Source organism: Pseudosulfitobacter pseudonitzschiae, assembly GCF_002222635.1.
Classification (GTDB): domain Bacteria; phylum Pseudomonadota; class Alphaproteobacteria; order Rhodobacterales; family Rhodobacteraceae; genus Pseudosulfitobacter; species Pseudosulfitobacter pseudonitzschiae_A.
The window spans coordinates 528,725-555,551 of the sequence record NZ_CP022415.1 but is presented as its reverse complement, the minus strand read 5'-3'; the positions used below and the strand labels follow the sequence as shown (position 1 = coordinate 555,551).

Sequence of the window (26,827 nt, the reverse complement as noted above, 5' to 3'; positions counted from 1 at the left end):
GTCGCCGGGCGCTCGGTCCGTAGGGCAGAGTATGATCCTCTCTTCACTTTTGGCCAGTATATCTTGACATTCATGCGCTGCACTTCGATTGACGACACGAATTGATCAAAATCAAAAGGGGGGTGAAGGGTGCGTTTTCTCGCGGGTGTTGCGACAGTCATTTGTGCTGTTAACCTGATTATCGGCAGGGTCTTTGCATGGCTGGCGCTGGCGATTGTCGTCGTGTGTTTCACAGTGGTTGTGCAGCGGTATCTTTTTGCGACCAGCTATGTCTGGATGCAGGATCTGTATATCTGGCTGAACGGCGCGATGTTTACCGCTGTGGCCGGTTTTGCGTTGTTGCGTGACGACCATGTGCGCGTGGACATCTTCTATCGTCCGGCGAAACTGAAAACACGGGCGATTGCGGATATGATTGGCGTGATCGTGTTTTTGCTGCCCTTCATGTGGATCGTCTACAAATACTCCATGCCCTTTGTGCAGCGCGCGTGGAGCTATCACGAGTCGTCTGCCAACGTCGGCGGGATGCCCGGCCTGTTTATCCTAAAATCGTTCATCATCGCCTTTGCAGTGCTGATCGCGGCGCAAGGGCTGGCGATGCTGATCCGGTCTGTTCTGATCCTGAGCGGCAATGAAGAACTGGTGCCCAAGTCGATCCAATACAATCCTGACCGCATTGCAGCGGACCACCCCAAAGGAGCCGTGTAATGGATCCGGTGCTGATTGGCGAAATTCTCGCTGCATTGATGTTCTTTGGCGTTATCGGCTTTTTGTTACTGGGCTTTCCTGTTGCGTTCACGCTGGCGGGTACGTCGTTGTTGTTCGGCAGTCTGGGGATGGCATTCGGGGTCTTTGATCCGTCGAACTTTGGCTCGCTGCCCAACCGCTATATCGGGTTCATGACCAACGAGGTGCTGGTGGCTGTGCCGCTGTTCATCTTTATGGGGGTGATGCTGGAACGCAGCCAGATCGCCGAACAGCTTTTGATGACGATGGGCAAGCTGTTTGGCAACTTGCGGGGCGGTCTTGGCTTTTCCGTGGTGCTGGTGGGCGCGATGCTGGCGGCCTCGACCGGTGTGGTGGGCGCGACCGTTGTGACGATGGGGCTGATTTCGCTGCCTGCAATGCTGCGGGCGGGGTATGATCCCAAGCTGGCAACCGGGGTCATCTGCGCCAGCGGCACGCTGGGCCAGATTGTGCCGCCGTCGACCGTGCTGATTTTTATGGGCGACATGCTGTCGGGCATCAATTCGCAGGTGCAGATGGCCAAGGGCAACTTTGCGCCCACGCCTGTGTCGGTGGGTGATCTGTTTGCCGGTGCGCTGTTGCCCGGATTTCTGCTGATCGGGCTTTATCTGGCCTATGTGCTGTTCAAGGCCGTGACCGATCCGGCGTCCTGCCCCGCCACGCCAGTGCCCCCCGAAGAGAAAAAGGACCTGCTGCGCGAGGTTTTTGTAGCGCTGGTGCCGCCGCTGCTGCTGATCCTTGCGGTTCTGGGGTCGATCCTTGGCGGGATTGCCACCCCGACCGAAGCCGCATCGGTGGGGGCTGTGGGGGCGATGATCCTTGCTGCAATGCGCTGGCGGCTGTCGTTCGGCGTATTGCAAAAGACCGTAGTGGCCACCGCAACAATCACTAGCATGGTTTTTGTCATCCTGCTGGGTGCGTCGGTATTTTCGGTCGTGTTCCGCATGATGGGCGGCGACAATCTGGTGCATGAATTCCTGAGCAACCTGCCCGGTGGCAAGCTGGCAGCGGTGGCTGTGGTGATGGTAATCATGTTCTTTCTGGGCTTCATCCTCGACACCTTCGAGATCATTTTTATCGTGATCCCGATCACGGCACCCGTGCTGCTGGCGCTGGATGTCGATCCGGTGTGGTTGGGTGTGATGGTGGGCGTGAACCTGCAAACATCGTTCCTGACGCCGCCCTTTGGCTTTGCGCTGTTCTATCTGCGCGGTGTGGCCCCGCCCGAGCTGCCGACCAGTGCGATCTACAAAGGCATCCTGCCTTTCGTGCTGCTGCAAATCGTGGCGATTGCGATCCTGTTTGCCTTTCCGCAGATCGTCACATGGTTGCCGCGCCTGATTGCGGGCTGACGCAGAACCAAGACCCTTGATGCAAAAAGGCCCGGTGTTTCCACCGGGCCTTTTTGTTTCGCAAGATCGCGCGGATCAGTATTTCAGGTACTTTTCGCGTGCCGCCACATAGGGTGCGTCGATCTTTTCGGTGCGTGTCCGTACAAGGTTCAGCGCCTCGATAAAGCTCTCGGTGGTTTTCTTGACCAAGGGATCGTCGCTGTTGCGCAGTTCCTCGACCACTTCGACCGACGCTTTGGCGCCCGCTTCCATGATGTCGTCGGGGAAGTTGCGCACAATCACGCCGTGGTCGTCGACCAGCGTTTTCAATGCGCGCGGATCGTTGGCGATAAAGTCCGCCGAAACCTGATCGTATTCGGCCTGACTGACGTCGCGAATGATCGCTTGCAGGTCTTCGGGCAGTTCCCGATATTTCTTCTTATCGACAACCAGTTCGGTCGCAAGGCCGGACTCAACGAAGGACGGCATGTAGTAGTTTTTGGCAACCTGATGGAAACCCAACGCCAGATCGTTGTAGGGGCCGACGAATTCAGCCGCATCAAGCGTGCCCGATTGCAGTGCCTGAAAAATCTCGCCTGCAGCCATGTTGGTGACGGTTGCGCCCAGTTTTTCCCAGACACGGCCGCCAAGACCCGGCGTGCGGAAACGGACACCTTTGACGTCTTCAACGCTTGTCAACTCGTCGCGGAACCAGCCGCCGGTTTGTGTGCCGGTGTTGCCCGACAAGAAGCCCTGAACGCCGAACTGGTCATAGATTTCGTCCCAGATTTCCTGACCGCCAAGGAAGCGGACCCAAGCTGTCAGTTCGGGCGTGGTCATGCCGTAGGGCACGCCGGTAAAGAACGACAGCGCGGGGGATTTGTTCTGCCAGTAATAGGCGGCGCCATGGCTCATTTCGGCGGTGCCGTCGATGACAGCATCCAGCGATTGCAGCGGCGGCACCAGTTCACCAGCCGAGTAGACCTGAACGGTCAGACGGCCACCTGATGCGGCAGTGATCCGGTCGGCCAGACGCTGTGCGCCGACGCCCAGACCAGGAAAATTCTTTGGCCAAGTTGTGACCATGCGCCATGTAATATTGCCTTGGGCAACAGCCGGTGCGGCCAGCGTCGATGCCGCAGCACCTGCCCCCAACACGCTTGCAGTACGAATGAAAGAACGACGATCCACGATATTTCCTCCCGAATTTAAGATACAGTCAAGTGTGCCTGACCGATCGTCAGGGACACTTTGCAGATTAGATAAACGCCCACCCGAGGGAATGTCCATGCGTCGCGGGCAAACTAAAACATCACTTTTTCCACAGGCTGTAACACAGGGGTGCGTCTGAAATTTTTGTTGTGGTATCAAGGATATGCGGGATAATGTAGTCAGTGCGTTCGCCTTTGCCCCACCGCGGATGCTATGGGTGCACTCAAAATGGCATCAGGCTTGCGCATCACACCGGACACGGCGATTTGACGTGCTTTTAGGTGTAAATCCATTCATTGTGTTCACGCCCGCAACCAGACGAAAGCATCATTGATGAAAGCGCTTCGCCAGATTGTTCTCTTGCTGTTTGTCCTCGTTGCAGGGCTGTATGTCTGGATCGCCTATGTTCCTGCGGCCCAGCCCTTGCTGGCGCGGTTGGGGGTCTATGATCTGCTTGGCATCGCGCCACCCGAACCCCAACAGGCCGCAGCCCTGGGGGGGCCGCGCGGTGGCGGTGCCGTGCCGGTGGTGACCATCCGCGTTGGCGAACAGGCCCGCGCCGACCGGATCACCGCCATTGGCGACGGTCGCGCGCGCCGGTCGGTTACTGTGCGCTCGAACGCGGTGGGCACGATCACCGAACTGGCCATCGCCTCGGGGCAATATGTTGAGACAGGGACCATCATCGCACGTCTTCAGGACGAGGCGGAAAAGATCGCGCTGGAACAAGCGCAAATCGAATTCGAGAACGCCAGCACCGAGGCCAATCGCATTGCGCAACTGGAAACCTCTGGTGCCGTCACCGAAGTGCGCCTGCGCGAATCCGAACTGGCGTTGCGCAGCGCCGAACTGGCTGTGCGACAGGCTGAATTTGACCTGTCCCAACGCCAGATCACGGCCCCCATTTCCGGCTGGGTCGGGATTATCGACCTTGAAGAAGGCGACCGCGTGAATGCGCAGGATGTTCTGGTCACGATCACTGACCGCTCGGACATTCTGATCGACTTTCGCGTGCCCGAACGCATTGTCGGCATGATCGCGACAGGCCAGCAGATCAAGGTGACGCCACTGGGCCAGCCGAATACGGTGCTGGACGGCGAGATCAGCGTGATCGACAGCGTCGTGGATCGCGCCAGCCGCACCCTGTTGGTGCAGGGACGGGTGCCCAACGACAAGGATCTTTTGCGCGCCGGTATGGCATTTTCCGTCAACCTGTCCTTTCCGGGGGAAACGCTGCTGTCGATTGCGCCGCTCGCCGTTCAATGGTCCAGCGATGGCCCCTTTGTCTGGGCAGTGCGCGAGGGCAAGGCGGTACAGATCGCTGTCGAGATTGCCCAGCGTACCAGCGATGCGGTGCTGGTACGCGCCGATGGGTTGACCGCCGACGATATGGTGGTGACCGAAGGCGTTCAATCGCTGCGAAACGGCGTTGACGTCAGCCCCCGAACAGATGAAGCGAAAGCCGCCAAAGCCGAAACGGACGCAACCGGAGAAACGCTGTGACCACGCACGCGCCCTCAGCTGGCACAGCGCTGTTTGTGCGCCGTCCAATCCTTGCCTTTGTGCTGAATGCGTTGATTGTGCTGGCGGGCGTTGCAGGTCTGTTCGGCGCGGAAATTCGCGAGCTTCCGAACGTGGACCGGCCTGTGGTGACCATCACAACCCGCTTTGACGGTGCATCGCCCGAAACTGTGGATCAGGAACTGACGGGACGCATCGAGGGTGCCGTGGGGCGTGTTTCGGGGGTGCGGTCGATTTCGTCGAACTCGCGGTTCGGCCGGTCGCGGGTGACGTTGGAATTCAACGACAACGTCGATATTGACGTGGCCGCCACGGATGTGCGCGATGCGGTTGCGCGGATCGTCAACCAGTTGCCCGAAACGGCCGACCAGCCGGAAATTGTGAAAGCCGATGCAAATGCCCAGCCGGTGATGCGAATTGCCGTCACCTCGGCGGGGCGTTCACCCCAAGAGTTGACGGCCATTGTGCAGGATCGCATCGAAGACCGTCTGATCTCGATTGACGGCGTGGCCGATCTGCAAATCTATGGCGACCGCGAACCGATTTTCCGTGTCGATATTGACCAGTTGAAACTGGCCAGTCGTGGTTTGACCTTGGGCGACATGCAACGCGCGCTGGCCGATCTGGCCTTTGACACGCCTGCGGGCGATCTGGCCGGTGACCGCCAATCGATCAACGTGCGCACCACGGCCACGGTGGCCACCGCCGCCGCCTTTGAGGCGCTGGAGATCAAGCGGAACGTCAAGGTGGGCGATGTTGCGACCGTCACGCTGGGTCCGGATTCAGGGGAAACCGTGCTACGGGCGAACGGCCAGCAAGGTCTGGGGATTGGTGTCATCCGGCAGGCCACTTCGAACACGCTGGAGATTTCTGCAAGCGTGCGCGAGGTCGTGGGCGAGTTGAACCAGACCCTGCCGCCGGACGTGACCGTCCGCGTGACATCGGACGATGCAATTTTTATCTCCGGCTCGATCGAAGAGGTGCTGAAAACACTGGCCTATGCGATCGCGATCGTGGTCGCGGTGATTTTTCTGTTCCTGCGCGATGTTCGCGCGACGCTGATCCCGACACTGACCCTGCCGGTGGCCTTGGTCGGCACATTGGCGGCGATCTATCTGGTCGGGTTTTCCATCAATATCCTGACGTTGCTGGCGCTGGTTCTGGCAACGGGGATGGTGGTGGATGACGCCATCGTGGTTCTGGAAAACATCGTCCGCCAGCGCGCGGCGGGTATGGGGCCACGCGCCGCTGCGGTAAAGGGAACGTCGCAGGTGTTTTTTGCGGTTGTCACGACCACTGCAACGCTTGCTGCGGTCTTTGTGCCGTTGTCGTTCCTGCCCGGACAGGCAGGCGGGCTGTTCCGCGAATTCGGATTTACATTGGCGATGGCGGTGTTGCTGTCGTCGGTTGTGGCGCTTAGCCTGTGCCCCGTTCTGGCCAGCCGCCTGCTGACCAAAGCCCCCGATACCAACGCACGCGGGCCGATGATCTGGTTGGGCAACCGTCTGATGCGCGGCTATGAGGTGACGCTGCGCGGTGCCTTGGCCATGCCCTTTGTGATCGTGCTGGTTGCGGCCTTTGTCGCGGCCACCGCTGCCATGATGGCGGGCGGCATCCGTCAGGAGCTGACCCCTGCCGAGGACCGCGCTGTTGCCTTGCTGAGCATCACGGCACCGCAGGGCGTCTCGCTGGATTATACCCGCACCAAGATGCGCGAGATCGAAGACATCGTGACCCCGTTGCAAGAGCGCGGCGAGATCACCAATGTCTTTTCCATCACCGGTTTTGGTGCGGACAACCGCGGGTTCATGGTGTTCACGCTGGCCAAATGGGACGCGCGCACCCGCAGCCAGCAAGAGATCGTGGCCGAGATCAACGGCAATCTGCGCGACATCATCGGCGTGCGCGCCTTTGCCATCCAGCCGAACTCACTGGGTATTCGCGGCGCGGGGCGCGGGCTGGCCTTTGCGATTACCGGCGACAGCTATGACCAATTGTCAGAGGTCGCTGAAAACATGGTCGCACGGCTGAGCGAAATCCCCGAAATGGGACAGGTGCGACTGGAGTACGAACGCACGCAGCCGCAGCTTTTTGTGCAGATCGACCGCGCATTGGCTGCCGATCTGGGCATCGACATTACCGGATTGGGGCAGGCTCTTCAGGCAATGCTGGACGGGCGCACTGTGGGGTCGGTCTTTATCGACGACAAAAGTTTTGACGTAAAAATGGTGTCCACCTCCAATCCGGTCAACGATCCGGGTGATCTGGAGAATATCTTTGTGCAGTCCGGCAACAACCAGATGGTGCCCCTGTCCAGCTTTGTCACGCTGGAAGAGCGCGCCGTTGCCCCCGAGCTGGACCGCGAAGGGCAAAACCGGTCGGTCGAACTGACGGCGGGGTTGACCCCTGATCTGTCACTGGGCGACGCACTCGATCAGGTCCGTGTGATCGGCGCGGATGTTCTGGCCGAGCAGAACCGCATCGTGCCACTGTCCGAGGCGGCGGCGCTGGACCAGACCAATTCGGGGATATTCCTGACCTTCGGATTTGCCATTCTTGTGGTGTTTCTGGTTCTGGCCGCGCAATTCGAAAGCTTTGTTTCGGCGGTCGTGGTCATGGCAACGGTGCCCTTGGGATTGGCCTGTGCTGTGTTCGCGCTGTTGCTGACGGGGCAAAGCCTGAATGTGTACAGCCAGATCGGACTGGTGATGCTGATCGGCATCATGGCCAAGAACGGGATTTTGATTGTCGAGTTTGCCAACCAGTTACGCGACAAGGGGCAAAGCGTGCATGGCGCGATTCTTGCGGCGTCGACCATACGATTGCGTCCGGTGATGATGACCATGACTTCCACCGTGGTGGGCGGCGTCCCGCTGATCCTTTCCGCAGGTGCCGGTGCCGAAGCGCGCGAAGCTTTGGGTTGGGTCATTGTGGGCGGGCTGGGTATGGCCACGCTGTCGACGCTGTACCTGACGCCAGTGGCCTATTTGCTGTTGGCCCGTTTTTCGACGCCAAAGGCCGAGCAAGAGGCACGGCTGCAATCAGAGCTTAGCGCGGCGCAGGGCATATAGGCCCAAGCCGCCCGCTGACCTTGCCGTGATGTGCCACGCGACCCGTCAACGGGGCTTGCCGGAATTGTCCTGATACCTTTATCCAACACCTTTATCCGACGTGCGCGAGGCACCAGCAACGCGGTCAAGCCGCGTGGCCGATCACGTGGTGACGTCTCTCGCTTTTTGCCTCGCGCATTTGCCGGCTGACCCTTTGAAACTCCCGACAAATCAACCTTGGCCCGGACGCGGCAAAGCACGGGTCTGCCACCGCCCCTGCGCGGCAAGGCCATATGGCTGGCAATGAATCTCGGAACTTAACCAGCCCGCTAATTGTTTGAAACCTAGTAGCAAAAATTTGAACAACACGGAGAAACCAAATGCACGGCATCTTCTATCTTATCGGACTCGTCGTCGTTGTTCTCGCGGTCCTCAACTTCATCGTTTAACTCAAGGAGTTTACCATGACGAACGCCAACAGCAGCAATCCGGACGCGCACAGGCCCGTCAAAGACGCCGCCAAAGACATGGCATCTTCTGCGTCGAACGACGCCAAAGCCCACGCGCAGCAACTTTGGCGCGTACAACGAATCCTTTGGCAGCATGGCCGGAGTGATCATTCTGTTGATGTGGTTGTGGATCTCAGCCTTGATCATCTTGCTGGGTGCCGAACTGAACGCCGGAATCGAAGCGCAGACAGCCGCAGACACTACCGTCGGACCGGATGCGTCTGCGGTGCGCCGTGACGCGGGTGATTAATTGGTTTGGCTTCCGGCCCCGCCCAATGTGGATTGGATGATATCGATGGCAGCACCGGAGTTTCCGGCGGGCGCGGTCGGCTTGAACCGCGCAAAGACAGGGTTACGCCGTCTCTTGCAGCAAATGCTCCAAATCACAGCGCGCCACGGCATCTGTCAGTTCCTGCGCCGCCGCGTTGAGGATCTGGCGTTCGTCAAGCTTGGTCTTGCGGTGGCGCATCAGCACGTTTCCGTTGACAATTACGGTATCCACGTCGCCCGCATTGGCAAATTGGGCGGCGGCTGTCAGCGGCATGATCGGCGGATAGAAATGCGCCTGTTCGCGGTCCAGCATCACGATGTCGGCCTTTTTGCCGACCTCGAGCGAGCCAAGATCACCGTCAAGCCCGATGGCACGGGCCGCGTCGATTGTGCACATTTCCAGAACGTCGATGGGCATCATCACCTCGGGATCGCGGAAATGGCGGCGGTGATAGTGCAGACATTGCGCCATATGGCGGAACATATCATAGCCACGGTCGGGGGCCGCCGCATCTGATCCCAGCGCCACGTTCACGCCCATGTCGCGCAGTTCCGGGGCAGGGCAGCGCCCGAGGATCGACATGATCGCCGAAGGATTGTGCACGATGGATGTTCCGCTGCGTTTGGCGGCCTGCATGTCCTGTGTCGTCAGATCGACAGAGTGGGACAGATAGGACCAAGGGCCAAGTATGCCCAGCGTTTCGGCCAGTTCAATTGATCCGTTGCGGTGCCCGTCCTGGGTGAACAGCAGCCCCGCCTTTTCGCGCAGGTCCATCACATCGCGGCACATGCGGCGGATGGTTTCGGGGTTTTCGGCAAATTCGTCAGGCTGGTAGACCGGCATGATCAGGCAGACGCCCGTGCCCGTGCCCAGCAGATCATTGTGTGATTCCGCCAGTTCCGCGCAAACTGCCAGCTGGTTTTCAAAGCTCAGAGAGATGTCACGCGACAGATCGAGACTGCGATAGGTTTTGGGGAACGGGGCGCGGTTCAGACCTGCGGCCAGCATGGTGCGGATGCCTGTTTCGCGAGTGGCAGCGCAGTGCAAATCGCCCGCTTCGCGCGTGTCGGTGCGGTAATGGTCGGCACCGCCGCCCAGCAACATGGTGCAGGTGGTGATCCCCGCCTTGAGCCGTTCCAGCGCCGACAGCTGTGCCTCGGCCTGCCAGAATCCGGCGGTAGAACCACGGGTGTAGATGTCTTCGCAGGCGTCGAACCATGCGTCACCGGCCCCTGCCCCCAGATTGCGCGTCAGCCCGTGGCCTGCGTGGGCGTGGCTGTCGATCAGGCCGGGCAAGGTCAGCGTCCCTGCCCCGTCGATCATCTCGGCCCCTGCGGGGATGGTCACGTCGGCGGCAGAGCCTACGGCAACGATGCGGTCATCTTCATAGACGATTGTTGCGTTTTCGATGACGCGGCGCGCGGCGTCCATCGTGATTGCGGTGGTTCCGGTGATGGCAGTGGTGGTCACGTCAGGTTTCCTCGGTCAGGGCGGCGCCCAGAACATCGGTCTGGAACGGCTGGCCGTCGCCCGATGTTTCAAGGTGCAGCGTTCTTTCAGCTTCGAGCAGATGGGTGTTCATCGCGCTTTTGGCGGCATCGAAATCGCCGCGCGACAGGGCCGCGACGATGGATGCGTGTTCGTCCGGCCCGCATTGGGTGTCGCATTTTGGCTGGAATACAGCCGTGACCAGCGTGCTTTTCGACACCAGGTCACGCAAGATATCCGCCAGCAAAGGCGACGCGGCCAGTTCGGCCAGAAGCATGTGGAACGCCCCCGAAAGCCGGATGGTTTGCGATGTATCCCCGTCGCGCAGCGCCTGCCGTTCCTGTTCTATGTGGGTGTTGAGTGCAGCCAGCGTTTTGCTGTCGACATTCTCTTTCAGCGCCTCAATCACCCCGCGTTCGACGACGCGGCGGGTAAAGAAAACATCGCGCGCCTCGTCCACCGAGGGCGTCGAGACGAAGGCACCACGATTGGGGATGTGGCACACCAGCCCGTCGTGGGCCAGTTGGTCAAGCGCGCGCCGAATGCGGGGGCGACTGGCCCCGAAAATCTCGCACAGCCGCTCTTCCTTCAGGCGGGTGCCTGGTGGCAGGCGGCGTTCGGCAATGGATTTCCAGATCCGTTCATAGATCTGCTGTTCCGTGAGTTTGGCTTCAACCGGCATCTCACCTCCTTCGCGTAATGTGCGCAACTGGTCTGCAACCAAGTGTCGCAAAATTGGGCAGAAGGATGCAAGCATTTAATGTAATCAAAAATTGTTAACAATAATTGTAGACGCAAATTGCGAATCATGTCAGCCTTGAATTGTCATCACAGTTCAAGCCGGTTCTGCCGGTCCAACGACACCAAACAGGGAGACCAAAATGACACCCCGCAAGTTTCTATTGACCGCAACCTCTGCGCTGGCGCTGGCTTTTGCTGGTACTGCGCAGGCCGAGACATTCCGTCTGGGCACCAACGGAGACCTCTATGGTCTCGATCCCCATTCCATGACCGACAGCTTTACCGTGTCGTTCCTGAACCACGTCTATGAGGCACTTGTGCGCTATGACGCGGATCTGAAGATTGAACCGGCGCTGGCAACCCGTTGGGAGCATATCGACGAAACCACCGTGCGCTATCACCTGCGCGAAGGGATCAAATTTCATGATGGTCAGGATCTGACCGCCGAAGACGTTGTTGCGTCTGTCAACCGCGCCGCGCATGAAGATTCGCCCATTCGCGGCAACATCGCAGGGCTGGTCGGTGCCGAAATGGTCGACGACATGACCGTCGATCTGCTGCTGGACGGGCCGAACCCGCTGCTGAACAACTTTCTGACCAACATCCTGATCTTTGATCGCGGCTGGCTGGAAGAACATGACGCGCTTGAACCGATCGACGCGCAAAAAGGCGAAGAGGGCTATACCACGTCCCATGCCAATGGCACCGGCCCGTTCCGCTTTGAATCGCGCACACCGGACGCGCAAACCGTTCTGACCGTCAACGAGGGTTGGTGGGACGAGGCGCAGCACAACATCACCCGCATCGAGTTGAACCCAATCAATTCGGACGCGACCCGCGTGGCGGCAATGCTGTCGGGCGAGCTGGACATGATCGTGCCCTCGCCCCTGCAAGATGCCAAACGTATCGAGTCCGCCGAAGGGATGCATGTGCTGGAGGCACCGGGCCTGCGTGCGATCATGATGGGTTTCAATCTGAGCGATACGCTGAACAACGCCAATACCGAAGGCAACCCGCTGCAAAAGGTCGAGGTGCGTCAGGCGCTGGTGCACGCCATCAGCTATGACCTGCTGCGCGACAAGATCATGCGCGGAAAATCCCGCAATCTGGGTACGCTGGTCGCACCGCAAGTGCCCGGATTTGATGCCGAAGTTGACACGATACCAGCCTATGACCCCGAACTGGCCAAGCAAATGCTGGCCGATGCAGGCTATCCCGATGGCTTCAGCTTTAACATGAACTGCCCGAATGACCGTTACGTGAACGACGCGGCGATCTGTCAGGCGCTGGCAGCCATGTTCGCCCGTGTCGGCGTCAAGGTGGAACTGACCGCTGAAACCAAAGCCATACATTTCGAGCGTGCCCGCGCCAACGAAACCGATATGTTCATGCTGGGATGGGCCACGCTGCCGATGCTGGACGGCTATTCGGTGCTGTCGGCCATGCTGCACACCCCGGGCGGGCAGATGGGCACATGGAACCCCGGCGGCTATTCCAACGCAGAGTTGGACCGGCTGACCCAAGCCGTGGCCACGGAACTGGATGCAGACAAACGTCTGGAGATGATGGTCGAAGCCTTTGCCATCGCCAAGAACGAAGTCGCATGGCTGCCGTTGCACGCACAGCCCCTGTCGTGGGCGGCGCGTGACGGAGTCAGCATCCCGCAGACCGCCGATGACAAGCCGCGCCTGTGGCTGGCCCGCATCGACTGACGCCATCGCGGCGGGCGCACCGGCTGCGCCTGCCGCTCCTTCCTTTCCCTTCCGGCCGGAGGCCGCCATGTTCGCTTTTCTTATCAGACGCATCATTCAGGCTGCACTTGTGATGCTTGTTGTCGCCTCGATCGCCTTTTTGATGTTCCGCTTTCTGGGTGACCCGATTTCGAACCTGTTGCCCGAAGACGCAACGGTCGAGGACCGCGCCGAAATGCGCGAAAAGCTGGGTCTGAACGATCCGTTCCTGACCCAGTACGGACGTTTCATTGTCGATGCTGCACAGGGCGACTTTGGCCAGTCCTATCGCAACAACCGCCCCGTGTCCGATCTGTTGGCCGAACGGTTCCCTGCCACGGCGGAACTGGTTCTGGTGGCCGCAAGCCTTGCGTTGGCACTGGGTATTCCGCTGGGCATCTACACCGCACTGAACCCGCGCGGCTGGATCAGTCAGGGTTTGCAGGTTGTGTCGCTTCTGGGCATTTCCGTGCCGACATTCGTCACCGGCATCCTGCTGATCCTGCTGTTTTCGGTCTCGCTGGGATGGCTGCCCAGTTTCGGGCGCGGCACTGTCGTCGACCTTGGTGGTTGGACCACAGGGTTTCTGACCCTGTCGGGACTGAAGGCGCTGATCCTGCCGTCAATCATGCTGGCGTTGTTCCAGATGACGCTGATTATGCGACTGGTGCGCGCCGAGATGCTTGAGGTGTTGCGCGCCGATTACATCAAATTTGCCCGCGCCCGTGGCATTCCCAACCAGATCCTGCATTTCAAATACGCGCTGAAAAACACGCTGATCCCCGTGATGACCATCTTTGGGCTGCAACTGGGTGGGCTGATCGCCTTTGCCATCATCACCGAGACGGTGTTCCAGTGGCCGGGCATGGGCTTTTTGTTCATTCAGGCCGTGAACTTTTCCGACGTGCCGGTGATGGCCGCCTATCTTGTGCTGGTCTCGTTCCTGTTCGTCGTCATCAATACAATCGTCGACCTGCTGTACCACGTCGTTGATCCCCGTCTGCGGGTCGAGAAATCGACTGCGCGCGGCGTCTGAGGAGAACCCCATGTCAACTGTTATGCCAATGCTCTATTCCGTCTGGGACAGCGACATCGCCTATAGTTTCCGCAAGTCGCGGGTCGCGGTCATCTCGACTTTGGTGCTGATTGCGATGTTTCTGGCGGCCGTCTTTGCGCCCTATCTTGCCCCGCAAAACCCGTTCGATATTGCCGAACTCAGCCTGTTCGACAGCGAACTTCCCCCCGCGTGGTCCGAAGGCGGCAATCCCGCATATGTGTTGGGCACCGACACCCAAGCCCGCGATGTGCTGTCGTCGATCATGTACGGGATGCGCATTTCGCTGCTGGTGGGTTTTGCCAGTGTCATCCTTGCGGCTGTTCTGGGCGTTACGCTGGGATTGCTGGGCGGCTTTCTGGGCGGGATTGTTGATGCTGTCCTGATGCGGATCGCGGACGTTCTGCTTAGCTTTCCGCCCATCTTGGTGGCCTTGCTGATCAACGGTGTGCTGCGCGGAGCGATGCCGCGTGCGGCGCAGGCGGATTCGGCGCTGATTGTGCTGATCCTTTCGATCGGCCTAACCAACTGGGTGCAATATGCCCGCACTGTACGCGGATCGACAATGGTCGAGCGGCGCAAGGAATACGTCGAGGCAGCGCGCACCCTTGGCACCGGATCGGTGGCGATCATGATGCGGCATATCCTGCCCAACGTGCTGGGCCCCGTGCTGGTAATCGCCACGATCAACCTTGGCATGGCCGTGCTGACCGAAGCCACGCTGAGCTTTCTGGGGGTCGGCATGCCGCCCACCCAACCGTCGCTGGGCACGCTGATCCAGATCGGGAACGAATTCCTGTTTTCGGGCATCTGGTGGGTTGTGGTCTTTCCGGCTGTCGCACTGGCGGTGCTGGTGCTGGCGGTGAACCTGCTGGGCGACTGGCTGCGCGATGCGCTTAACCCCAAACTGCGCTGAGGTAACACCATGACCCTTCTTGAACTTGACAATGTCGTCGTTGAATTTCCCACCCGTCGCGGCCCGCTGGAGGCTGTCAAAGGGCTGAGCCTTGAACTGGACGAAGGTCAGATCCTTGGGCTGGTCGGAGAAAGCGGTGCGGGCAAATCCATTACCGGTGCTGCGATCACAGGGCTGATCGAACCACCCGGACTGATCCGGTCGGGCGAAGTGCGCCTGCGCGGGCAGCGCATCGACAACCTGCCGCCCGAGAAAATACGCCGCATCCGTGGCAAGGAAATTGGCGCGATCTTTCAGGATCCGCTGACCAGCCTTAATCCGGTTTACACGGTGGGCGAACAGTTGGTCGACACGATGCGCGTGCATCTGGGACTGGACCAGAAGGCCGCGCGCAAACGCGCCATCGAATGGCTGGCCGAAGTGGGTATTCCCGCCCCCGAAGCGCGTCTGGACCAGCACCCGCACCAATTCTCGGGCGGGATGCGCCAGCGTGTCGTGATCGCACTGGCCCTGTGCGCCGAACCCAAGCTGATCATCGCGGACGAGCCGACAACGGCGCTGGATGTCAGCGTGCAGGCACAAATCCTGGCGCTGCTGAAACGGCTGTGTCGCGAAAACGGCACGGCGGTGGTTCTGGTCACGCACGACATGGGTGTGATCGCCGAAACCGCCGACCGTGTGGCGGTGATGTATGCGGGCCGTCTGGTCGAAATCGGTGATGTGGCGCAGGTGATCCAAGACCCGCTGCACCCCTATACACGCGGGTTGATGAACTCGATCCCGCAAATCGGCAACCGCGACGCACGCCTGACCCAGATCGAAGGCGCCATGCCCGGATTGCGCAATCCCGCACCCGGTTGTGCCTTTGCCCCGCGTTGTCCGCGCGCCATGGACATCTGCCGCACCACGCGCCCCGTCCCCCTTGCCGCTGGCAGTGGACAGGTGGCCTGTCACCTATTCGGAGAGGCACAATGAACACCCAAGCCCAGACCGCAGACATTCTGAGTGTCCGCAAAATGTCGAAACGCTTTGATATATCCGAGCCGTTCCTGAACCGTCTGATCGAACGCCGCCCGCGCCGCGTGCTGACGGCGGTGGACGAAATCAGCTTTGATGTGCCACGCGGCAAGACCTTTGCCGTTGTGGGCGAAAGCGGCTGCGGCAAATCCACGGTGGCGCGTTTGCTGATGGGGTTGCACGCGCCCAGCGCCGGCACCATCCGGTTCGAGGGCACCGACATTACCGACATGGCCCCAGGCAAGCCACCCGCGCTGCGGCGACGGATGCAGATGATCTTTCAGGATCCCTTTGCCTCGTTGAACCCGCGCTGGCGGGTACGCGATATTATTGGCGAACCGCTGAAAAACTTTGGCATCTGCAAAACCCGCGCCGAAGTCACGCGCGAGGTTGAAAAACTGCTGACACAGGTGGGCCTGTCTGCAGCGGATGCAAAGAAGTTTCCGCACGAATTTTCCGGCGGTCAACGCCAGCGGCTGTCGATTGCCCGCGCCCTGACCACACGCCCCGAGTTGCTGATCTGCGACGAGCCGACCTCGGCGCTGGATGTCAGCGTGCAAAGCCAGATCCTGAACTTGATGAAAGACCTGCAAGACGAATTCGGCATGAGCTATATTTTCATCAGCCACGATCTGGCGGTGGTCTGGTATATGGCCGACGTGCTGGCCGTGATGTATCTGGGCAAGATCGTCGAAGTTGGCCCGAAGGAACAGATCTTCGACAACCCGCAGCACCCGTATACACGGCTGTTGATGGAAACTGTGCCCAAGCTGACCGTCGGTGGTATCGAGCGTGCGCCGGTCGCGGGTGAAGTGCCCAACCCGATTTCGCCGCCGTCGGGGTGTACCTTCCATCCGCGCTGTCCGCTGGCCACGGAAACCTGTCGCACGGTGTCGCCCGAGTTGAATGTAAGGTCGGATGGTGCGCAATCTGCATGTCATGCGGCAGACGAAGGTCGGTTGCCGTCCTGGGCACGTATTGCAGCGGAGTAGACACGTTGGAGTTTGATTTTACGACACTTCCTGAACAGGACCGCTATCGTTTGCTGTCCAACTTTGTCGCGCCGCGACCGATCGCGCTGGTCACCACCCTGTCGCCCGACGGAGTGCCGAACGCGGCGCCCATGAGCTTTTTCAATGTGTTCTCGCAAGAACCGCCGATCCTGATCCTTGGCATCCAGATGCGGCCCAACGGCACCATCAAAGACACTGTGACCAACATAGATGCCAGCGGGTCTTTTTGTGTGAACATGGTCGATATGGCGCTGGCCGAGGCGATGACGATTTGCGGCATCAGCTATGCGCCGGATGTGGACGAGATCGCGACCGCCGGTCTGACCATGACGCCCGCAACCCGAATTGAGGGAGGCTGGATCGCTGAAAGCCCCTGCGCGATGGAATGCAAGGTGGCTGAAACCATCCGCTATGACCGGCGCGTGATCATTCTGGGCGAAGTCGTCCAGATGCATGTGCGCGACACCTGCCTGGACGACGCAGGCCGCTATGTGCGCCCGGAAAACTACCAGCCCATCGCGCGGCTGCACGCCGACAACTATATCACATCAGACCGACAGTTCGAACTCAAGGCACCTGCCGCGCCGCCTGTTGGCATCACAAGGAAAACCCCCACATGAAAGTTCTGCTGGTCAATCCGAATTCGACCCGCGAGATGACCGACGCCATTGCCCGCACCGCGCGCGCGCTGGCAGGTCCGGGGATCGAGGTGATGGTCGTGACCGCGCGCGGCACGCCCCCCAGCATCGAAGGCTATGCCGACGAAGCCCGCGCGGTGCCCGCCATGTTGGATGCAATCGTGGACGCCGAAGCCCGCGGGGCGGCGGCCCATGTCATCGCCTGTTTCGACGATCCGGGACTGGACGCGGCCCGCGCTGTGGCCAATGGCCCCGTGGTGGGGTTGTGCGAGGCTGCGCTGATCGCTGCCGGGCGGGTGGCCAAACGCTTTTCGGTGGTCACGACCCTGCCCCGCGCTGTGCCGATCATCGAGGATCTGGCAGGCCGCTATGGCTGCGGGCGCAGTCTGCGCCGTGTCCACGCCGCCGACATTCCGGTGCTGGATCTGGAAACCGACCCGACCCGCGTGCTGCCCCTGATCGCGCGTAAAATCCGTCAGGCTGTGGAAGAAGACGGCGCCGAGGCCGTCGTTCTGGGCTGTGCGGGCATGAGTGCGCATCTGGAACGTCTCAGCCGTGACGCGGGTGTGCCGGTGATTGACGGTGTGGGCTTTGCCATCCGCATGGCTGCAGGGTTGGCGGGCACCGGTCTGATGACCAGCAAGACGGGCGCCTATGCACTGCCCCGCCTCAAACAACCCGTATCGGCCCGCACCGCGCCGGCAACACTTACTTGACCGACAGGACAGACATATGACCGACCGTTTGCTTATGAAAAACCTGCGCCTGATGGGCGGCGCCCCTGTGGACGTGCTGATTGAAAACGGCCGCATCGCGCAGATTGCTGCCGGAATTGCGGCACGGGTCGGTGACGCCGTGGAACTGTGCGACGGCGCGCTGGCGCTGCCCGGTCTGGTCGACGCCCACGCGCATCTGGACAAGACACTGTGGGGGATGCCGTGGCACCCGCACGATCAGGGCAAAAGCCTGCAACAGATGATCGACACCGAGCGCGCCTTGCGTCACGAACTGGACATGGACCCTGCCCGCCAGTCTGCGCGACAGGTGACGCTGGCACTGTCCAAGGGCACAACGGCCATTCGCAGCCACGTCGACATCGACACAGACCACGGTCTGCGCCTGTTCGAAGGCGTGGCCGAGACACGGCAACGTTTTGCCGATGTGATGCAGATCGAGATCGTGGCCTTTCCGCAATCGGGCATGATGATCCGCGAAGGCACGGTCGAGTTGATGGATCGGGCCCTGCGCGATGGCGCGGATATTGTTGGCGGGCTGGACCCTTGTGGCATCGACCGCGACCCCAAGGGGCAGTTGGACGCGGTGTTCGGGCTGGCGGAAAAACACGGCAAACCAGTCGACATCCACCTGCACGAGGCGGGCGAATTGGGGGCCTTCAGCTTGGACATGATCCTTGACCGGACCGAGTCCCTGTCGATGCAGGGTAAGGTGACCGTCAGCCATGCGTTCTGTCTGGGCATGAACGACCCCGCGCGGGTGAACGCACAGCTGGACCGGATTGCAGCGCTTGGTGTGTCGCTGGCCACCACTGCGCCCGCGTCGCGGCCCGTGCCATCGGTTGCGGCCTGTCGAGAACGGGGTATTGCCATATGCGCGGGCAATGACGGCATCCGCGACACATGGACCCCCTATGGTAACGCCTGCATGCTGGAACGCGCCATGTTGGTGGGCCTGCGCAACAATTTCCGCGCCGATGTCGAGGTGTCTTGGGCGCTGGACACCTGCACCAAAGACGGTGCGCGCGTGATGGGGCTGGAGGGGTACGGGCTGGAAGCGGGCTGCCGTGCCGATCTGGTGCTGGTCGGGGTTGAAGCCCTGTCCGAAGCAGTGACCCAACGGCCGCAACGGCGTCTGGTGGTGTCGGGCGGGCAGATTGTGGCCCGCGACGGTGAAACGCTTGATCCGTGGCAAACAGCATGACCCGCACCGCATTGACCGCAAAATGGGTGGTGGGTCATGTGGACGGCAGCCACCGCTTGTTCCCCAACGGCACCGTCGTCGTCGAAGGCACGCAGGTTCTGTACGTCGGGCACCGGTTTGACGGCGCAGTGTCGCGGACCATCAACTTTGGCGAGGCGATGATCGGCCCCGGTTTTGTCGATCTGGATGCGCTGTCGGATCTGGATACGACGGTTCTGGGCTATGACAACCACCCGCCCGAACTGAAAGGACGCGTCTGGCCGCAAACCTATATGCAGGCAGGCCCGCGCGAGATGTATACGCCCGAGGAACTGGCGTTCCAGAAACGCTATGCCTTCACCCGCCTGATCCGCAACGGGATCACCACGGCCCTGCCGATTGCATCGCTGTTTTACCGCGCGTGGGGCGAGACCACAGCCGAGTTCGACGCCGCGGCAGATGCGGCGGCGGACCTTGGGCTGCGGGTCTATCTGGGGCCGGCCTATCGCAGTGGCAATCTGGTGGTCGGGGCGGACCGGAAAATCGGGTTTCACTATGACGAACCGCGCGGATTGGCCGGACTGGCCGATGCCGTGCGGTTCATCGACCGCCACGAAGACACCCGTGGCGGGCTGGTGCGCACGATGCTGGCGCCGGACCGGATCGAGACCAGCACGCCCGAACTGTTGCGGCGCAGCGGACAGGTGGCGCGCGACCGCAATGTGCCGGTGCGGCTGCATTGTTGCCAGTCGCGGTTGGAATATGATCTGGTCGTGCAACAACACGGCAAAAGCCCGTTGGAACTGCTGCGCGACACCGCGTTTTTTGCGCCCGCCACGATCCTGCCGCACGGGCTGTTCCTGTCGGGGATCAACGGCATCACCCACGTCGCCCCCGATCTGGAAATTCTTGCTGCCTCGGGCGCGGCACTGGCACATTGTCCGCTGGTGATGGCGCGCGGCGGCAAGCTGATGCAATCCTTTGCGCGGTTCCGTGACATGGGTGTGACCATCGGCATGGGCACCGACACCCACCCGCCCGATATGATCCAGAACATGGCTGTGGGTGTGATGACCGCGCGCATCGCAGAGGGCGACGCGACAACGGTGGGTGCTGCCGATCTGTACAATGCGGCGACCACGGGCGGTGCCGATGCGCTGAACCGGCCCGATCTAGGGCGGCTGGCAGAGGGCATGGCGGCGGACCTGAACGTGATCCGCCTGGACACGCCGGAAATGGGACAGGTGATCGACCCGATCCAGACGCTGTTGCTGAACGGGTCAGGGCGCGATGTGTCGGATGTGATGATCGCAGGCCGCTTTGTCATGCGGGACGGCGTTATTCACGGTGTTGACGACGCAGATTATCGCGAACGTGCGCAGGCGCAGTTTGACCGAATGGTCATGCAGTATCCCGACCGGACCCTGTTTCATCCCCCCGTCGAGGAAATTTTTGCCCCAAGCTACCCGTTAGGCTAGAAACGGGTCAAATCTGGCGCTGGAATAGGCGGGGCGGGATTGAACCCTGTCCCACCACCAGCCGACGGCTGGCCGTTTGCGCTGTGTGATCTCGTCGGGTGCGATTTCTTCACCGATCCGGCGTACAAAGGGTGCGACAGCGATATCGGCCAGTGAAAAGCCGCCCTTGATCAGCCAGCCATCCACCATCATCGCATCCATCCGGTCGAGCATTCCAATCAGAGCATCACGCGCCTCGTCTAGCTCTGTGTCGGTATAGGGATTGCGTGCCACCCGCAGCCACGCCTCGCGCCGGTCTGCGCTGGGAATTTTTGCCAGCAGTTCTTGCAACTCGGACTCGGACAGTTTTGCGGCGCGTTCCTGTATCGTATAGCGCCAGTTAAAACGGATGAGATTGCCGATCAGCCCGTCGACATAGCGCACCCAGTTGCGCATCTGAGCAAGGTCATACAGGTCTTTCGGGCGCAGCGGCGGATCGGGGTACACTGCGTCCAGATATTCACAGATCGTCCCGCTTTCGTGCAACGCGCGACCATTGTGGATCAGCGCGGGCACAACCCCCAAAGGGTTCACATCCAGAAACGCAGGCTGGTGCTGTTCCTGTCGTGACAGGTCGATTTCATGGGATTCATAGGCAAGCCCCTTTTCCTCGAGGAAGAAGCGGACCCTGCGCGATGCGCTGGATTTCCACGCATGATAGAGGATCAGGCCCATCAGTTGCCCGAAAACGCAGGCGCGCGTTTTTCACGAAACGCATCGCGGCCCTCGCGGAAATCTGCGCTGTTTTGGCAGAGCATCGACAGGTCAGCGATTTTCTGCATGTCCCGCTGTTCAGGATCGCACATGATCTGAGCGACGGTTTCCTTGGTTGCGCTAATGGACAGGGGCGCATTTTCGGCAATCCTGCGGGCAAGTGCCATTGCCGCGTCCCATAGCGCATCGGGGGTGTGCAACTGTTCGACAAGCCCCCAAGCCAGCGCGATTTGCGCATCCACCCTGTCACCGCTGTAAAGCAAAAATCGGGTGCGGGCGGGGCCAGCCAGTTCGACCAGCCGTGAAAGCCCGTCAAACCCGTAAGCAATGCCAAGTTTCGCCGCCGGAATACCAAAGCTTGCATCCGTCCCCGCCAGTCTGAAATCGCAGTTCAGCGCAGTCATAAGGCCACCGCCGATGCAGTAACCCCGAATGACCGCGATGGTGGGAATTGGATAGTCGGCCAACACCTGCTGGCGATCCAGAAAGCTGGAACCTTGCTGCTTTTCATCGTCGAACCCGCCGATGTCCGCGCCGGATATGAAGGCCTTGCCCCCAACACCGGTGAACATCAATACGCGCGCGCTGGCTTGGGCCGCTTCAAGCGCCTCGACCATCCCACGGGTTGCGTGGACGTCCAGTGCGTTCATCTTTTTCGGAATTTGCACCGCCAAAGTGGCGATGGAATCCCGTATGGTCAGGCCAATCCGACCTTCTGCAAATGTCTGGTCAGGGGCCCATGCAGGCGGGAAGTTCTGTTCGGTCATCTTGGTCCTCAGGGAATAAGTACGATGGGCGCTGTCACGCTTCGGCTTGCAAGTTGGTGGTGCGCGGCTGCGGCCTGATCAAGCGGAAGCTGCGCGCCTATGGGCGTGTGTAGTTTGCCGCCGGACAATACGTCGAACAGCGCCTTTGACGCGGTTGCCGCCTCGTCGGGGTCTGCGATCCAGCTGCGCAACGTAGGGCGGGTCACGACAATTGATTTGGAATGCAGACGTTGCAGGTCGAATTCACCGACGTTGCCCGATGCAGTGCCATAGCTGACGACCATCCCGCGGGGACGGATACAATCCAGTGATTTGAGAAAAGCCATCTTGCCGACACCATCATAGATAACGTCCGCACCCACGCCATTTGTCTCTGCAAGCGTGCGTTCGGCAAAATCCTCGGATGAATAGTTGATGACCGTATCATAGCCATGCGCGCGCGCCACCTGCGCCTTTTGCGGGCTGCTGACCGTGCCGATCATGCGCGCGCCCAACAGGCTGCCCCATTGCCCCAGAATAAGCCCCATGCCGCCAGCCGCCGCGTGAACCAGCGCCGTGGTGCCGGGCTGTACCTTGTAAAGGCGACGCAGCAGATATTCGGCGGTTAGACCACGCAACAAATAGCCACCGGCCACAGTATCCGGCACGGCATCAGGCAGGCGGAACAACCGCGCCACAGGTATGTTCGTGTGACCAGCATAGCTGTTGGGGCCGATATAGCCGACACGTTCGCCGATATGGCGGTCCGTCACGCCAGCACCAAGGGCGTCAATGATACCAACCGCCATATGACCCATCGTAATCGGCATCTCTTTTGCAAAGTGCGGGCCTCCGTGATCGCCTTCACGCTCGTAGATGTCGGCATAGTTGACGCCGATGCAGGTGTTCTTGACCCGCACCTGCCCCGCATCCGGCTCGGGCAGTTCAACTTCTTCCAGCTGCATCACCTCTGGCCCGCCATGTCTGTGTATACGTATGGCCCGTGTCATCATGGCTCTGTCCCTTATGGAAGATGCTGGTTCAGCAGATGGTATGCTGTTAACTATCGCACCGCTTCGTATTCGTAAAGAATTTTATTGAATACTCATAAAGTCTATAAGTATACATATAAGCCAAAGGAGAGAATCATATGGCGCGTGTCAGTGATACAGTCAGAGAGCTACTCGAGAAGGAAATCAGCCGCGGCAAACTGCGCCCCGGCGATCTGATCGACGAGAAAATGCTTTCGGAGAGATTTCAGGTGTCTCGCACACCGGCCCGCGAAGCGATCATGCAACTGGCGGCAACGGGCCTTGTTCAGATGCGCCCGCGCCACGGCGCTGTGGTCAGCGAACTGAGCGCAGACGAAGCGGTGGCCATGTTGGAAACCCTTGCCTGTCTGGAATCCGAAGCAGCCGCACTGGCAGCGCAACGTATCCGCCAAGAGGAACTGGATGCGCTGGTCAAGGTCCACGCCGAAAGCGAAGAAGCCGCGCGCAGCCACGACAGCAAACGATATATTGAATGCAACGGGCGGTTTCACGGCCTGATCTATGCCGGTGCGCGCAACACCTACATCGCTGATTTGATCCGCCAGACACGCAGCCGCCTTGCCTATTACCACACCTCCAGCCTGTACCAGCGGTCGCGGGTCGAACGGTCGTGGGTCGAGCATGGCAAAGTCGTCAGCGCCATCGAAAAGGGCGACCCCGTCGAGGCACATGCCGCAATGCGCGATCACATCCTATCGGGTGGCAGGGTCTATGCGGACCTTGTCGCGACCATGACCCACAAAAAGGAGAATAAGGACACCGCCTGAGAACCGGGCCAAACGACAGCGTTCCTTTGCCCGGCAAGAAAATAACGACAGCGACATGGTCAATTCGCCCTTTGGGCCGGGCTGTGTTGCGCAACATTTATTCTGGGAGGAATACCATGTCGATCAACAGAAGAACTTTTGTCGCCACGGGGCTTGCCGCGTCGGCGTTCGCGCCAAGACTGGCCATGTCGCAGGACGCGATTCAGGCTCTTTACGAAGCTGCCAAATCCGAGGGTGAAATCACATGGTACGTTGTGCCGCTCGCCTCGGAAAGCGCCGAAATTGTCGGCCAGAAATTCACCGAACTGTTCCCTGAAATCAAGGTCAACGTGGTGCGATCAACTGCCAGCGTTGCGTTCCAGCGGCTGAATCAGGACATCGATTCCGGTGTTGCAATCTGCGATGTGCTGACAACGTCCAGCATCGCCCATGCGATCGACCTGAAAGCGCGCGACTTGCTGATGCCCTATGCGCCGGTCCGCAAAGGCGAAGTTATCGCCGAATTCCAGAATCTGGATGCGGACGACATGTATCACGTCACAACCGCCGGTCCGATGTGCATCGTTTACAACACCGATGACGTCACCGAAGCGGACGCACCAAAGAACTGGACCGATCTGCTTGAGCCCGAATGGAAGGGCAAAGTTGCCATCGGGCACCCCGGCTTTTCAGGATACGTGGGGATCTGGGGCGTAAAGATGCAAGAGCTGTACGGCTATGAATTCTTCGAGAAACTGGTGGATCAAGACCCGTATATCGGTCGTTCATCAATTGACGTGGTCACTACAACGGTTTCCGGCGAAACCATTGTCGGTGCTGGCCCCGCTGCATCGTCCCTGTCGGCGTCGTCCAAGGGGAACCCCATTGCCAACATCTATCCGACAGACGGGACGGTTATTATCACATCGCCAAGCGGCATCCTTGCCAATGCCCCCCACCCCAATGCGGCAAAGCTCTTTTCCGAGTTCCTGTTGGGGGCCGAGTTCAACGAAGTCATTGCGGAGCAGTTTGGCACGCCCATCCGGTCCGGCATCGCACTGCAGCCCGGCGTGCCTGCGCTGGACCAGATCAAGGTAATTACGGCAACGTCGGATCAGATCGTGAACGACATTCCCGAGCTTTCCGAAAAATTCCGTGACACGTTCGGAATCTGATTGTGGCAGATATTACCAATGTTGATGGTCTGCGCTCTTCTGCGCGCAGACCCAAGTTTGACTGGTCGCTGGTCATCTTCGGACTGCTGGCGGCTATCCTTGTCGGTCTGGTCGTCTATCCGATGTCCCGTCTGTTCATCGAAAGTGTCAGCGATCCGGAAACGGGTGGCTTTACCTTGGGGAACTTTGTCGCGGTCGCAAGTCGCAGCCGCTATCTGATTGCCTATTGGCACACGATCCAGCTGGCGTTGGCGACTGTGGTGATGTCTGTGGCGATGGCTCTGCCGATGGCTTGGGTCGTGTCGCGCACGGATATTCCCGGACGGTCCATTTTCTACTTTGGCACGCTGGGTGCATTTATCATGCCCCCGTTTCTGGGTGCGATCGGCTGGATATTGCTGGCCGGTCCAAACGCAGGCTGGATCAACCAGATATGGACATCCCTGACCGGACTGGAAGCGCCGCTTGTGAATATCTTCAGTCTTTGGGGACTGGCCTTTGTTATCGCGCTCAACGTGTTCCCGTTGATCTTTATTTTTGCCACCTCTGCGCTCGATCTGATCTCGTCCGAGATGGAGGAAGCTGCCGCCATCCACGGCGCAGGACCAATGCGGACCACATGGATCATCACCTTGCCGCTCGCGCTTCCTGCGATCCTTGGTGCAATCATGTTGGTGTTTCTTGAAACGATCGCCCTGTACGGCACACCTGCACTGATCGCGATCCCCGCCAGATTCAACGTGGCAACCACACAGCTTACGACCTTTTTCGAGTATCCCGCAAAGATCGAACTGGCGATGGCCTTTTCCGTACCGCTGGTGCTGATCACTGTGGTGATGCTGGGCGGGCAACGGCTGCTTTTACGCGGTGGGCACGTGGCGGTCAGCGGCAAGGGTGGCGCGCGAACGGCAATGCGCGTGGGCCGTTGGAAATGGCTATTCCTTGCGCATGGTATCGCGGTGACGCTGCTGGCCGTTGTGCTGCCCGCAGGTATTCTAGTCTCGACGTCGTTTCAGGTGGCATGGGCCAAGGCGCCGACCCTTTCGAACCTGACATTGGACAACTATTACGCGATATTGTTCGAACAGGCGACCGTGCGCGAAGCGATGTTCAATACCGTTGTCTTTGCGCTGACCTCGGCCACGGCCTGCACGGTGTTGGGATTTCTGACCGCCTACGTGGTGATCCGCAAGCTTATCCCCTATTCGCCCGCGCTGGCGTTTCTGGCCGTCGCACCGGTGGCGGTGCCCGGAATCGTGTTGGCCATCTGCTTTTATGCGGCCTTCGCAGGCCCTCCGTTCTCGCTCTACGGATCCAGCATGATTATCATCCTCGCCTTCATAACCCGTTTTCTACCGATCGCCTTCGTGTCCTGTGCATCGGGCATCCGCAGCCTCAATCCTGAACTGGAAGAGGCCGTGCGCATCCACGGCGGATCACGCCTGCGCGCGCTGTCCGAAGTGGTTGCGCCCGTGCTCAAGAAATCACTGCTGGGGATATGGATACTGGTCTTTGTCATCTGCTCGCGCGAGCTGTCTACGGCGATGTTCCTGACCAGTCACCAGAACCGGGTCATCTCGATCCTGACGCTCGATATGAGCGAACAGGGCGATTACGAAACATTGGCTGCAATGGGGGTCGTGCTGCTTGTCGTGACCTCGACAGTCGTCGCAATCGGCATGCGCTCGCTCGGGCGCGATTTCATGCTGAGAAGGAACTGAA

24 protein-coding genes are annotated in these 26,827 nt (G+C 60.0%); 17 read left to right on the top strand and 7 right to left on the bottom strand.

Translation table 11 applies throughout. From position 1 onward, the window contains the following. Nucleotides 1–129: 129 nt before the first annotated feature. A complete protein-coding gene (locus SULPSESMR1_RS02570; RefSeq protein WP_089419427.1) occupies nt 130–708 on the top strand; it encodes a TRAP transporter small permease subunit in 579 nt (192 codons plus the stop codon). Then, nucleotides 708–2,099 carry a TRAP transporter large permease gene (locus SULPSESMR1_RS02565; RefSeq protein ID WP_089419426.1) on the top strand — a complete coding sequence of 464 codons (1,392 nt, stop codon included), beginning with the start codon at nt 708–710 and terminating at the stop codon, nt 2,097–2,099. Before SULPSESMR1_RS02570 ends, SULPSESMR1_RS02565 begins: the two co-directional genes overlap by 1 nt. A 75-nt stretch (nt 2,100–2,174) precedes the next feature. Here the strand turns inward: SULPSESMR1_RS02565 and SULPSESMR1_RS02560 are convergent, their stop codons facing one another. Beyond that, on the bottom strand, nt 2,175–3,269 hold the full coding sequence (locus SULPSESMR1_RS02560; RefSeq protein ID WP_089419425.1) for a TRAP transporter substrate-binding protein: 1,095 nt from the start codon (nt 3,267–3,269) through the stop codon (nt 2,175–2,177). Between the two features lie 354 nt (nt 3,270–3,623). On the opposite strand from SULPSESMR1_RS02560, the gene SULPSESMR1_RS02555 reads away from it, so the two are divergent. Together SULPSESMR1_RS02555 and SULPSESMR1_RS02550 are read left to right on the top strand one after the other, a co-directional pair. Beyond that, nucleotides 3,624–4,793 carry an efflux RND transporter periplasmic adaptor subunit gene (locus tag SULPSESMR1_RS02555; protein WP_089419424.1) on the top strand — a complete coding sequence of 390 codons (1,170 nt, stop codon included), beginning with the start codon at nt 3,624–3,626 and terminating at the stop codon, nt 4,791–4,793. Then, nucleotides 4,790–7,882: an efflux RND transporter permease subunit gene (locus SULPSESMR1_RS02550; protein WP_089419423.1), complete on the top strand. Its 3,093-nt coding sequence runs from the start codon at nt 4,790–4,792 to the stop codon at nt 7,880–7,882. The genes SULPSESMR1_RS02555 and SULPSESMR1_RS02550 overlap by 4 nt, the downstream gene beginning before the upstream one ends. A gap of 323 nt (nt 7,883–8,205) precedes the next feature. On the opposite strand, the gene SULPSESMR1_RS25380 is transcribed toward SULPSESMR1_RS02550, so the two are convergent. Next, nucleotides 8,206–8,517: a hypothetical protein gene (locus SULPSESMR1_RS25380; protein ID WP_240311288.1), complete on the bottom strand. Its 312-nt coding sequence runs from the start codon at nt 8,515–8,517 to the stop codon at nt 8,206–8,208. Here SULPSESMR1_RS25380 and SULPSESMR1_RS02545 point away from each other — a divergent pair. After that, nucleotides 8,465–8,620: a hypothetical protein gene (locus tag SULPSESMR1_RS02545; RefSeq protein WP_434223014.1), complete on the top strand. Its 156-nt coding sequence runs from the start codon at nt 8,465–8,467 to the stop codon at nt 8,618–8,620. The genes SULPSESMR1_RS25380 and SULPSESMR1_RS02545 overlap by 53 nt on opposite strands. 102 nt (nt 8,621–8,722) lie before the next feature. Here the strand turns inward: SULPSESMR1_RS02545 and SULPSESMR1_RS02540 are convergent, their stop codons facing one another. Together SULPSESMR1_RS02540 and SULPSESMR1_RS02535 are read right to left on the bottom strand one after the other, a co-directional pair. Continuing rightward, nucleotides 8,723–10,111 carry an amidohydrolase family protein gene (locus tag SULPSESMR1_RS02540; protein ID WP_089419421.1) on the bottom strand — a complete coding sequence of 463 codons (1,389 nt, stop codon included), beginning with the start codon at nt 10,109–10,111 and terminating at the stop codon, nt 8,723–8,725. A gap of 1 nt (nt 10,112) precedes the next feature. Further along, nucleotides 10,113–10,811, bottom strand: a complete 699-nt coding sequence (locus tag SULPSESMR1_RS02535; protein WP_240311289.1) for a GntR family transcriptional regulator — start codon at nt 10,809–10,811, stop codon at nt 10,113–10,115. 199 nt (nt 10,812–11,010) lie between these two features. Between SULPSESMR1_RS02535 and SULPSESMR1_RS02530 the strand changes: the two genes are divergently transcribed. From SULPSESMR1_RS02530 to SULPSESMR1_RS02490, 9 genes are all read left to right on the top strand, one after another. After that, nucleotides 11,011–12,582, top strand: a complete 1,572-nt coding sequence (locus tag SULPSESMR1_RS02530; protein WP_089419419.1) for an ABC transporter substrate-binding protein — start codon at nt 11,011–11,013, stop codon at nt 12,580–12,582. Between the two features lie 67 nt (nt 12,583–12,649). Beyond that, entirely contained in the window at nt 12,650–13,636 is a 987-nt protein-coding gene (locus SULPSESMR1_RS02525; RefSeq protein WP_089422091.1) for an ABC transporter permease, read from the top strand. Between the two features lie 10 nt (nt 13,637–13,646). After that, nucleotides 13,647–14,570 (top strand): ABC transporter permease, encoded by a 924-nt coding sequence (locus tag SULPSESMR1_RS02520; RefSeq protein ID WP_089419418.1) that lies wholly within the window; start codon nt 13,647–13,649, stop codon nt 14,568–14,570. A gap of 9 nt (nt 14,571–14,579) precedes the next feature. Then, a complete protein-coding gene (locus SULPSESMR1_RS02515) occupies nt 14,580–15,545 on the top strand; it encodes an ABC transporter ATP-binding protein (protein WP_089419417.1) in 966 nt (321 codons plus the stop codon). Continuing rightward, entirely contained in the window at nt 15,542–16,579 is a 1,038-nt protein-coding gene (locus SULPSESMR1_RS02510) for an ABC transporter ATP-binding protein (RefSeq protein WP_089419416.1), read from the top strand. The genes SULPSESMR1_RS02515 and SULPSESMR1_RS02510 overlap by 4 nt, the downstream gene beginning before the upstream one ends. Before the next feature lie 5 nt (nt 16,580–16,584). Further along, a complete protein-coding gene (locus tag SULPSESMR1_RS02505) occupies nt 16,585–17,220 on the top strand; it encodes a flavin reductase family protein (RefSeq protein WP_089419415.1) in 636 nt (211 codons plus the stop codon). Beyond that, nucleotides 17,217–17,954: an aspartate/glutamate racemase family protein gene (locus tag SULPSESMR1_RS02500; RefSeq protein ID WP_089419414.1), complete on the top strand. Its 738-nt coding sequence runs from the start codon at nt 17,217–17,219 to the stop codon at nt 17,952–17,954. The genes SULPSESMR1_RS02505 and SULPSESMR1_RS02500 overlap by 4 nt, the downstream gene beginning before the upstream one ends. Nucleotides 17,955–17,970: 16 nt before the next feature. Beyond that, the gene (locus SULPSESMR1_RS02495; RefSeq protein WP_089419413.1) at nt 17,971–19,176 is read left to right on the top strand and encodes an amidohydrolase family protein; all 1,206 of its coding nucleotides are present in this window, start codon (nt 17,971–17,973) and stop codon (nt 19,174–19,176) included. Further along, the gene (locus tag SULPSESMR1_RS02490; protein ID WP_240311290.1) at nt 19,173–20,633 is read left to right on the top strand and encodes an amidohydrolase family protein; all 1,461 of its coding nucleotides are present in this window, start codon (nt 19,173–19,175) and stop codon (nt 20,631–20,633) included. Before SULPSESMR1_RS02495 ends, SULPSESMR1_RS02490 begins: the two co-directional genes overlap by 4 nt. On the opposite strand, the gene SULPSESMR1_RS02485 is transcribed toward SULPSESMR1_RS02490, so the two are convergent. The 3 genes from SULPSESMR1_RS02485 to SULPSESMR1_RS02475 are packed head-to-tail and all read right to left on the bottom strand — an operon-like array spanning nt 20,625 to nt 23,145. Continuing rightward, nucleotides 20,625–21,347 (bottom strand): glutathione S-transferase family protein, encoded by a 723-nt coding sequence (locus tag SULPSESMR1_RS02485; RefSeq protein WP_198362844.1) that lies wholly within the window; start codon nt 21,345–21,347, stop codon nt 20,625–20,627. The two genes, SULPSESMR1_RS02490 and SULPSESMR1_RS02485, sit on opposite strands and share 9 nt — an antisense overlap. Further along, nucleotides 21,347–22,153, bottom strand: coding sequence for an enoyl-CoA hydratase-related protein (locus SULPSESMR1_RS02480; protein WP_089419411.1), 807 nt, complete (start codon nt 22,151–22,153; stop codon nt 21,347–21,349). The genes SULPSESMR1_RS02485 and SULPSESMR1_RS02480 overlap by 1 nt, the downstream gene beginning before the upstream one ends. A gap of 8 nt (nt 22,154–22,161) precedes the next feature. After that, nucleotides 22,162–23,145, bottom strand: coding sequence for a quinone oxidoreductase family protein (locus tag SULPSESMR1_RS02475; RefSeq protein WP_089419410.1), 984 nt, complete (start codon nt 23,143–23,145; stop codon nt 22,162–22,164). Nucleotides 23,146–23,282: 137 nt separating this feature from the next. Between SULPSESMR1_RS02475 and SULPSESMR1_RS02470 the strand changes: the two genes are divergently transcribed. From SULPSESMR1_RS02470 to SULPSESMR1_RS02460, 3 genes are all read left to right on the top strand, one after another. Continuing rightward, on the top strand, nt 23,283–23,951 hold the full coding sequence (locus SULPSESMR1_RS02470) for a GntR family transcriptional regulator (protein ID WP_089419409.1): 669 nt from the start codon (nt 23,283–23,285) through the stop codon (nt 23,949–23,951). Between the two features lie 116 nt (nt 23,952–24,067). Next, nucleotides 24,068–25,105 (top strand): ABC transporter substrate-binding protein, encoded by a 1,038-nt coding sequence (locus tag SULPSESMR1_RS02465; RefSeq protein WP_089419408.1) that lies wholly within the window; start codon nt 24,068–24,070, stop codon nt 25,103–25,105. Nucleotides 25,106–25,107: 2 nt separating this feature from the next. Continuing rightward, nucleotides 25,108–26,826 (top strand): ABC transporter permease, encoded by a 1,719-nt coding sequence (locus SULPSESMR1_RS02460; protein WP_198362843.1) that lies wholly within the window; start codon nt 25,108–25,110, stop codon nt 26,824–26,826. Nucleotide 26,827: the final 1 nt, after the last annotated feature.

Coding starts and splice junctions, on each gene's coding strand:
- SULPSESMR1_RS02565 (WP_089419426.1), top strand. CDS start 708: ATGGATCCGGTGCTGATTGGCGAAATTCTCGCTGCATTGATGTTCTTT.
- SULPSESMR1_RS02555 (WP_089419424.1), top strand. CDS start 3,624: ATGAAAGCGCTTCGCCAGATTGTTCTCTTGCTGTTTGTCCTCGTTGCA.
- SULPSESMR1_RS02545 (WP_434223014.1), top strand. CDS start 8,465: ATGGCCGGAGTGATCATTCTGTTGATGTGGTTGTGGATCTCAGCCTTG.
- SULPSESMR1_RS25380 (WP_240311288.1), bottom strand. CDS start 8,517: ATGATCAAGGCTGAGATCCACAACCACATCAACAGAATGATCACTCCG.
- SULPSESMR1_RS02535 (WP_240311289.1), bottom strand. CDS start 10,811: ATGCCGGTTGAAGCCAAACTCACGGAACAGCAGATCTATGAACGGATC.
- SULPSESMR1_RS02530 (WP_089419419.1), top strand. CDS start 11,011: ATGACACCCCGCAAGTTTCTATTGACCGCAACCTCTGCGCTGGCGCTG.
- SULPSESMR1_RS02525 (WP_089422091.1), top strand. CDS start 12,650: ATGTTCGCTTTTCTTATCAGACGCATCATTCAGGCTGCACTTGTGATG.
- SULPSESMR1_RS02520 (WP_089419418.1), top strand. CDS start 13,647: ATGTCAACTGTTATGCCAATGCTCTATTCCGTCTGGGACAGCGACATC.
- SULPSESMR1_RS02515 (WP_089419417.1), top strand. CDS start 14,580: ATGACCCTTCTTGAACTTGACAATGTCGTCGTTGAATTTCCCACCCGT.
- SULPSESMR1_RS02510 (WP_089419416.1), top strand. CDS start 15,542: ATGAACACCCAAGCCCAGACCGCAGACATTCTGAGTGTCCGCAAAATG.
- SULPSESMR1_RS02500 (WP_089419414.1), top strand. CDS start 17,217: ATGAAAGTTCTGCTGGTCAATCCGAATTCGACCCGCGAGATGACCGAC.
- SULPSESMR1_RS02495 (WP_089419413.1), top strand. CDS start 17,971: ATGACCGACCGTTTGCTTATGAAAAACCTGCGCCTGATGGGCGGCGCC.
- SULPSESMR1_RS02490 (WP_240311290.1), top strand. CDS start 19,173: ATGACCCGCACCGCATTGACCGCAAAATGGGTGGTGGGTCATGTGGAC.
- SULPSESMR1_RS02485 (WP_198362844.1), bottom strand. CDS start 21,347: ATGGGCCTGATCCTCTATCATGCGTGGAAATCCAGCGCATCGCGCAGG.
- SULPSESMR1_RS02480 (WP_089419411.1), bottom strand. CDS start 22,153: ATGACCGAACAGAACTTCCCGCCTGCATGGGCCCCTGACCAGACATTT.
- SULPSESMR1_RS02475 (WP_089419410.1), bottom strand. CDS start 23,145: ATGATGACACGGGCCATACGTATACACAGACATGGCGGGCCAGAGGTG.
- SULPSESMR1_RS02470 (WP_089419409.1), top strand. CDS start 23,283: ATGGCGCGTGTCAGTGATACAGTCAGAGAGCTACTCGAGAAGGAAATC.
- SULPSESMR1_RS02465 (WP_089419408.1), top strand. CDS start 24,068: ATGTCGATCAACAGAAGAACTTTTGTCGCCACGGGGCTTGCCGCGTCG.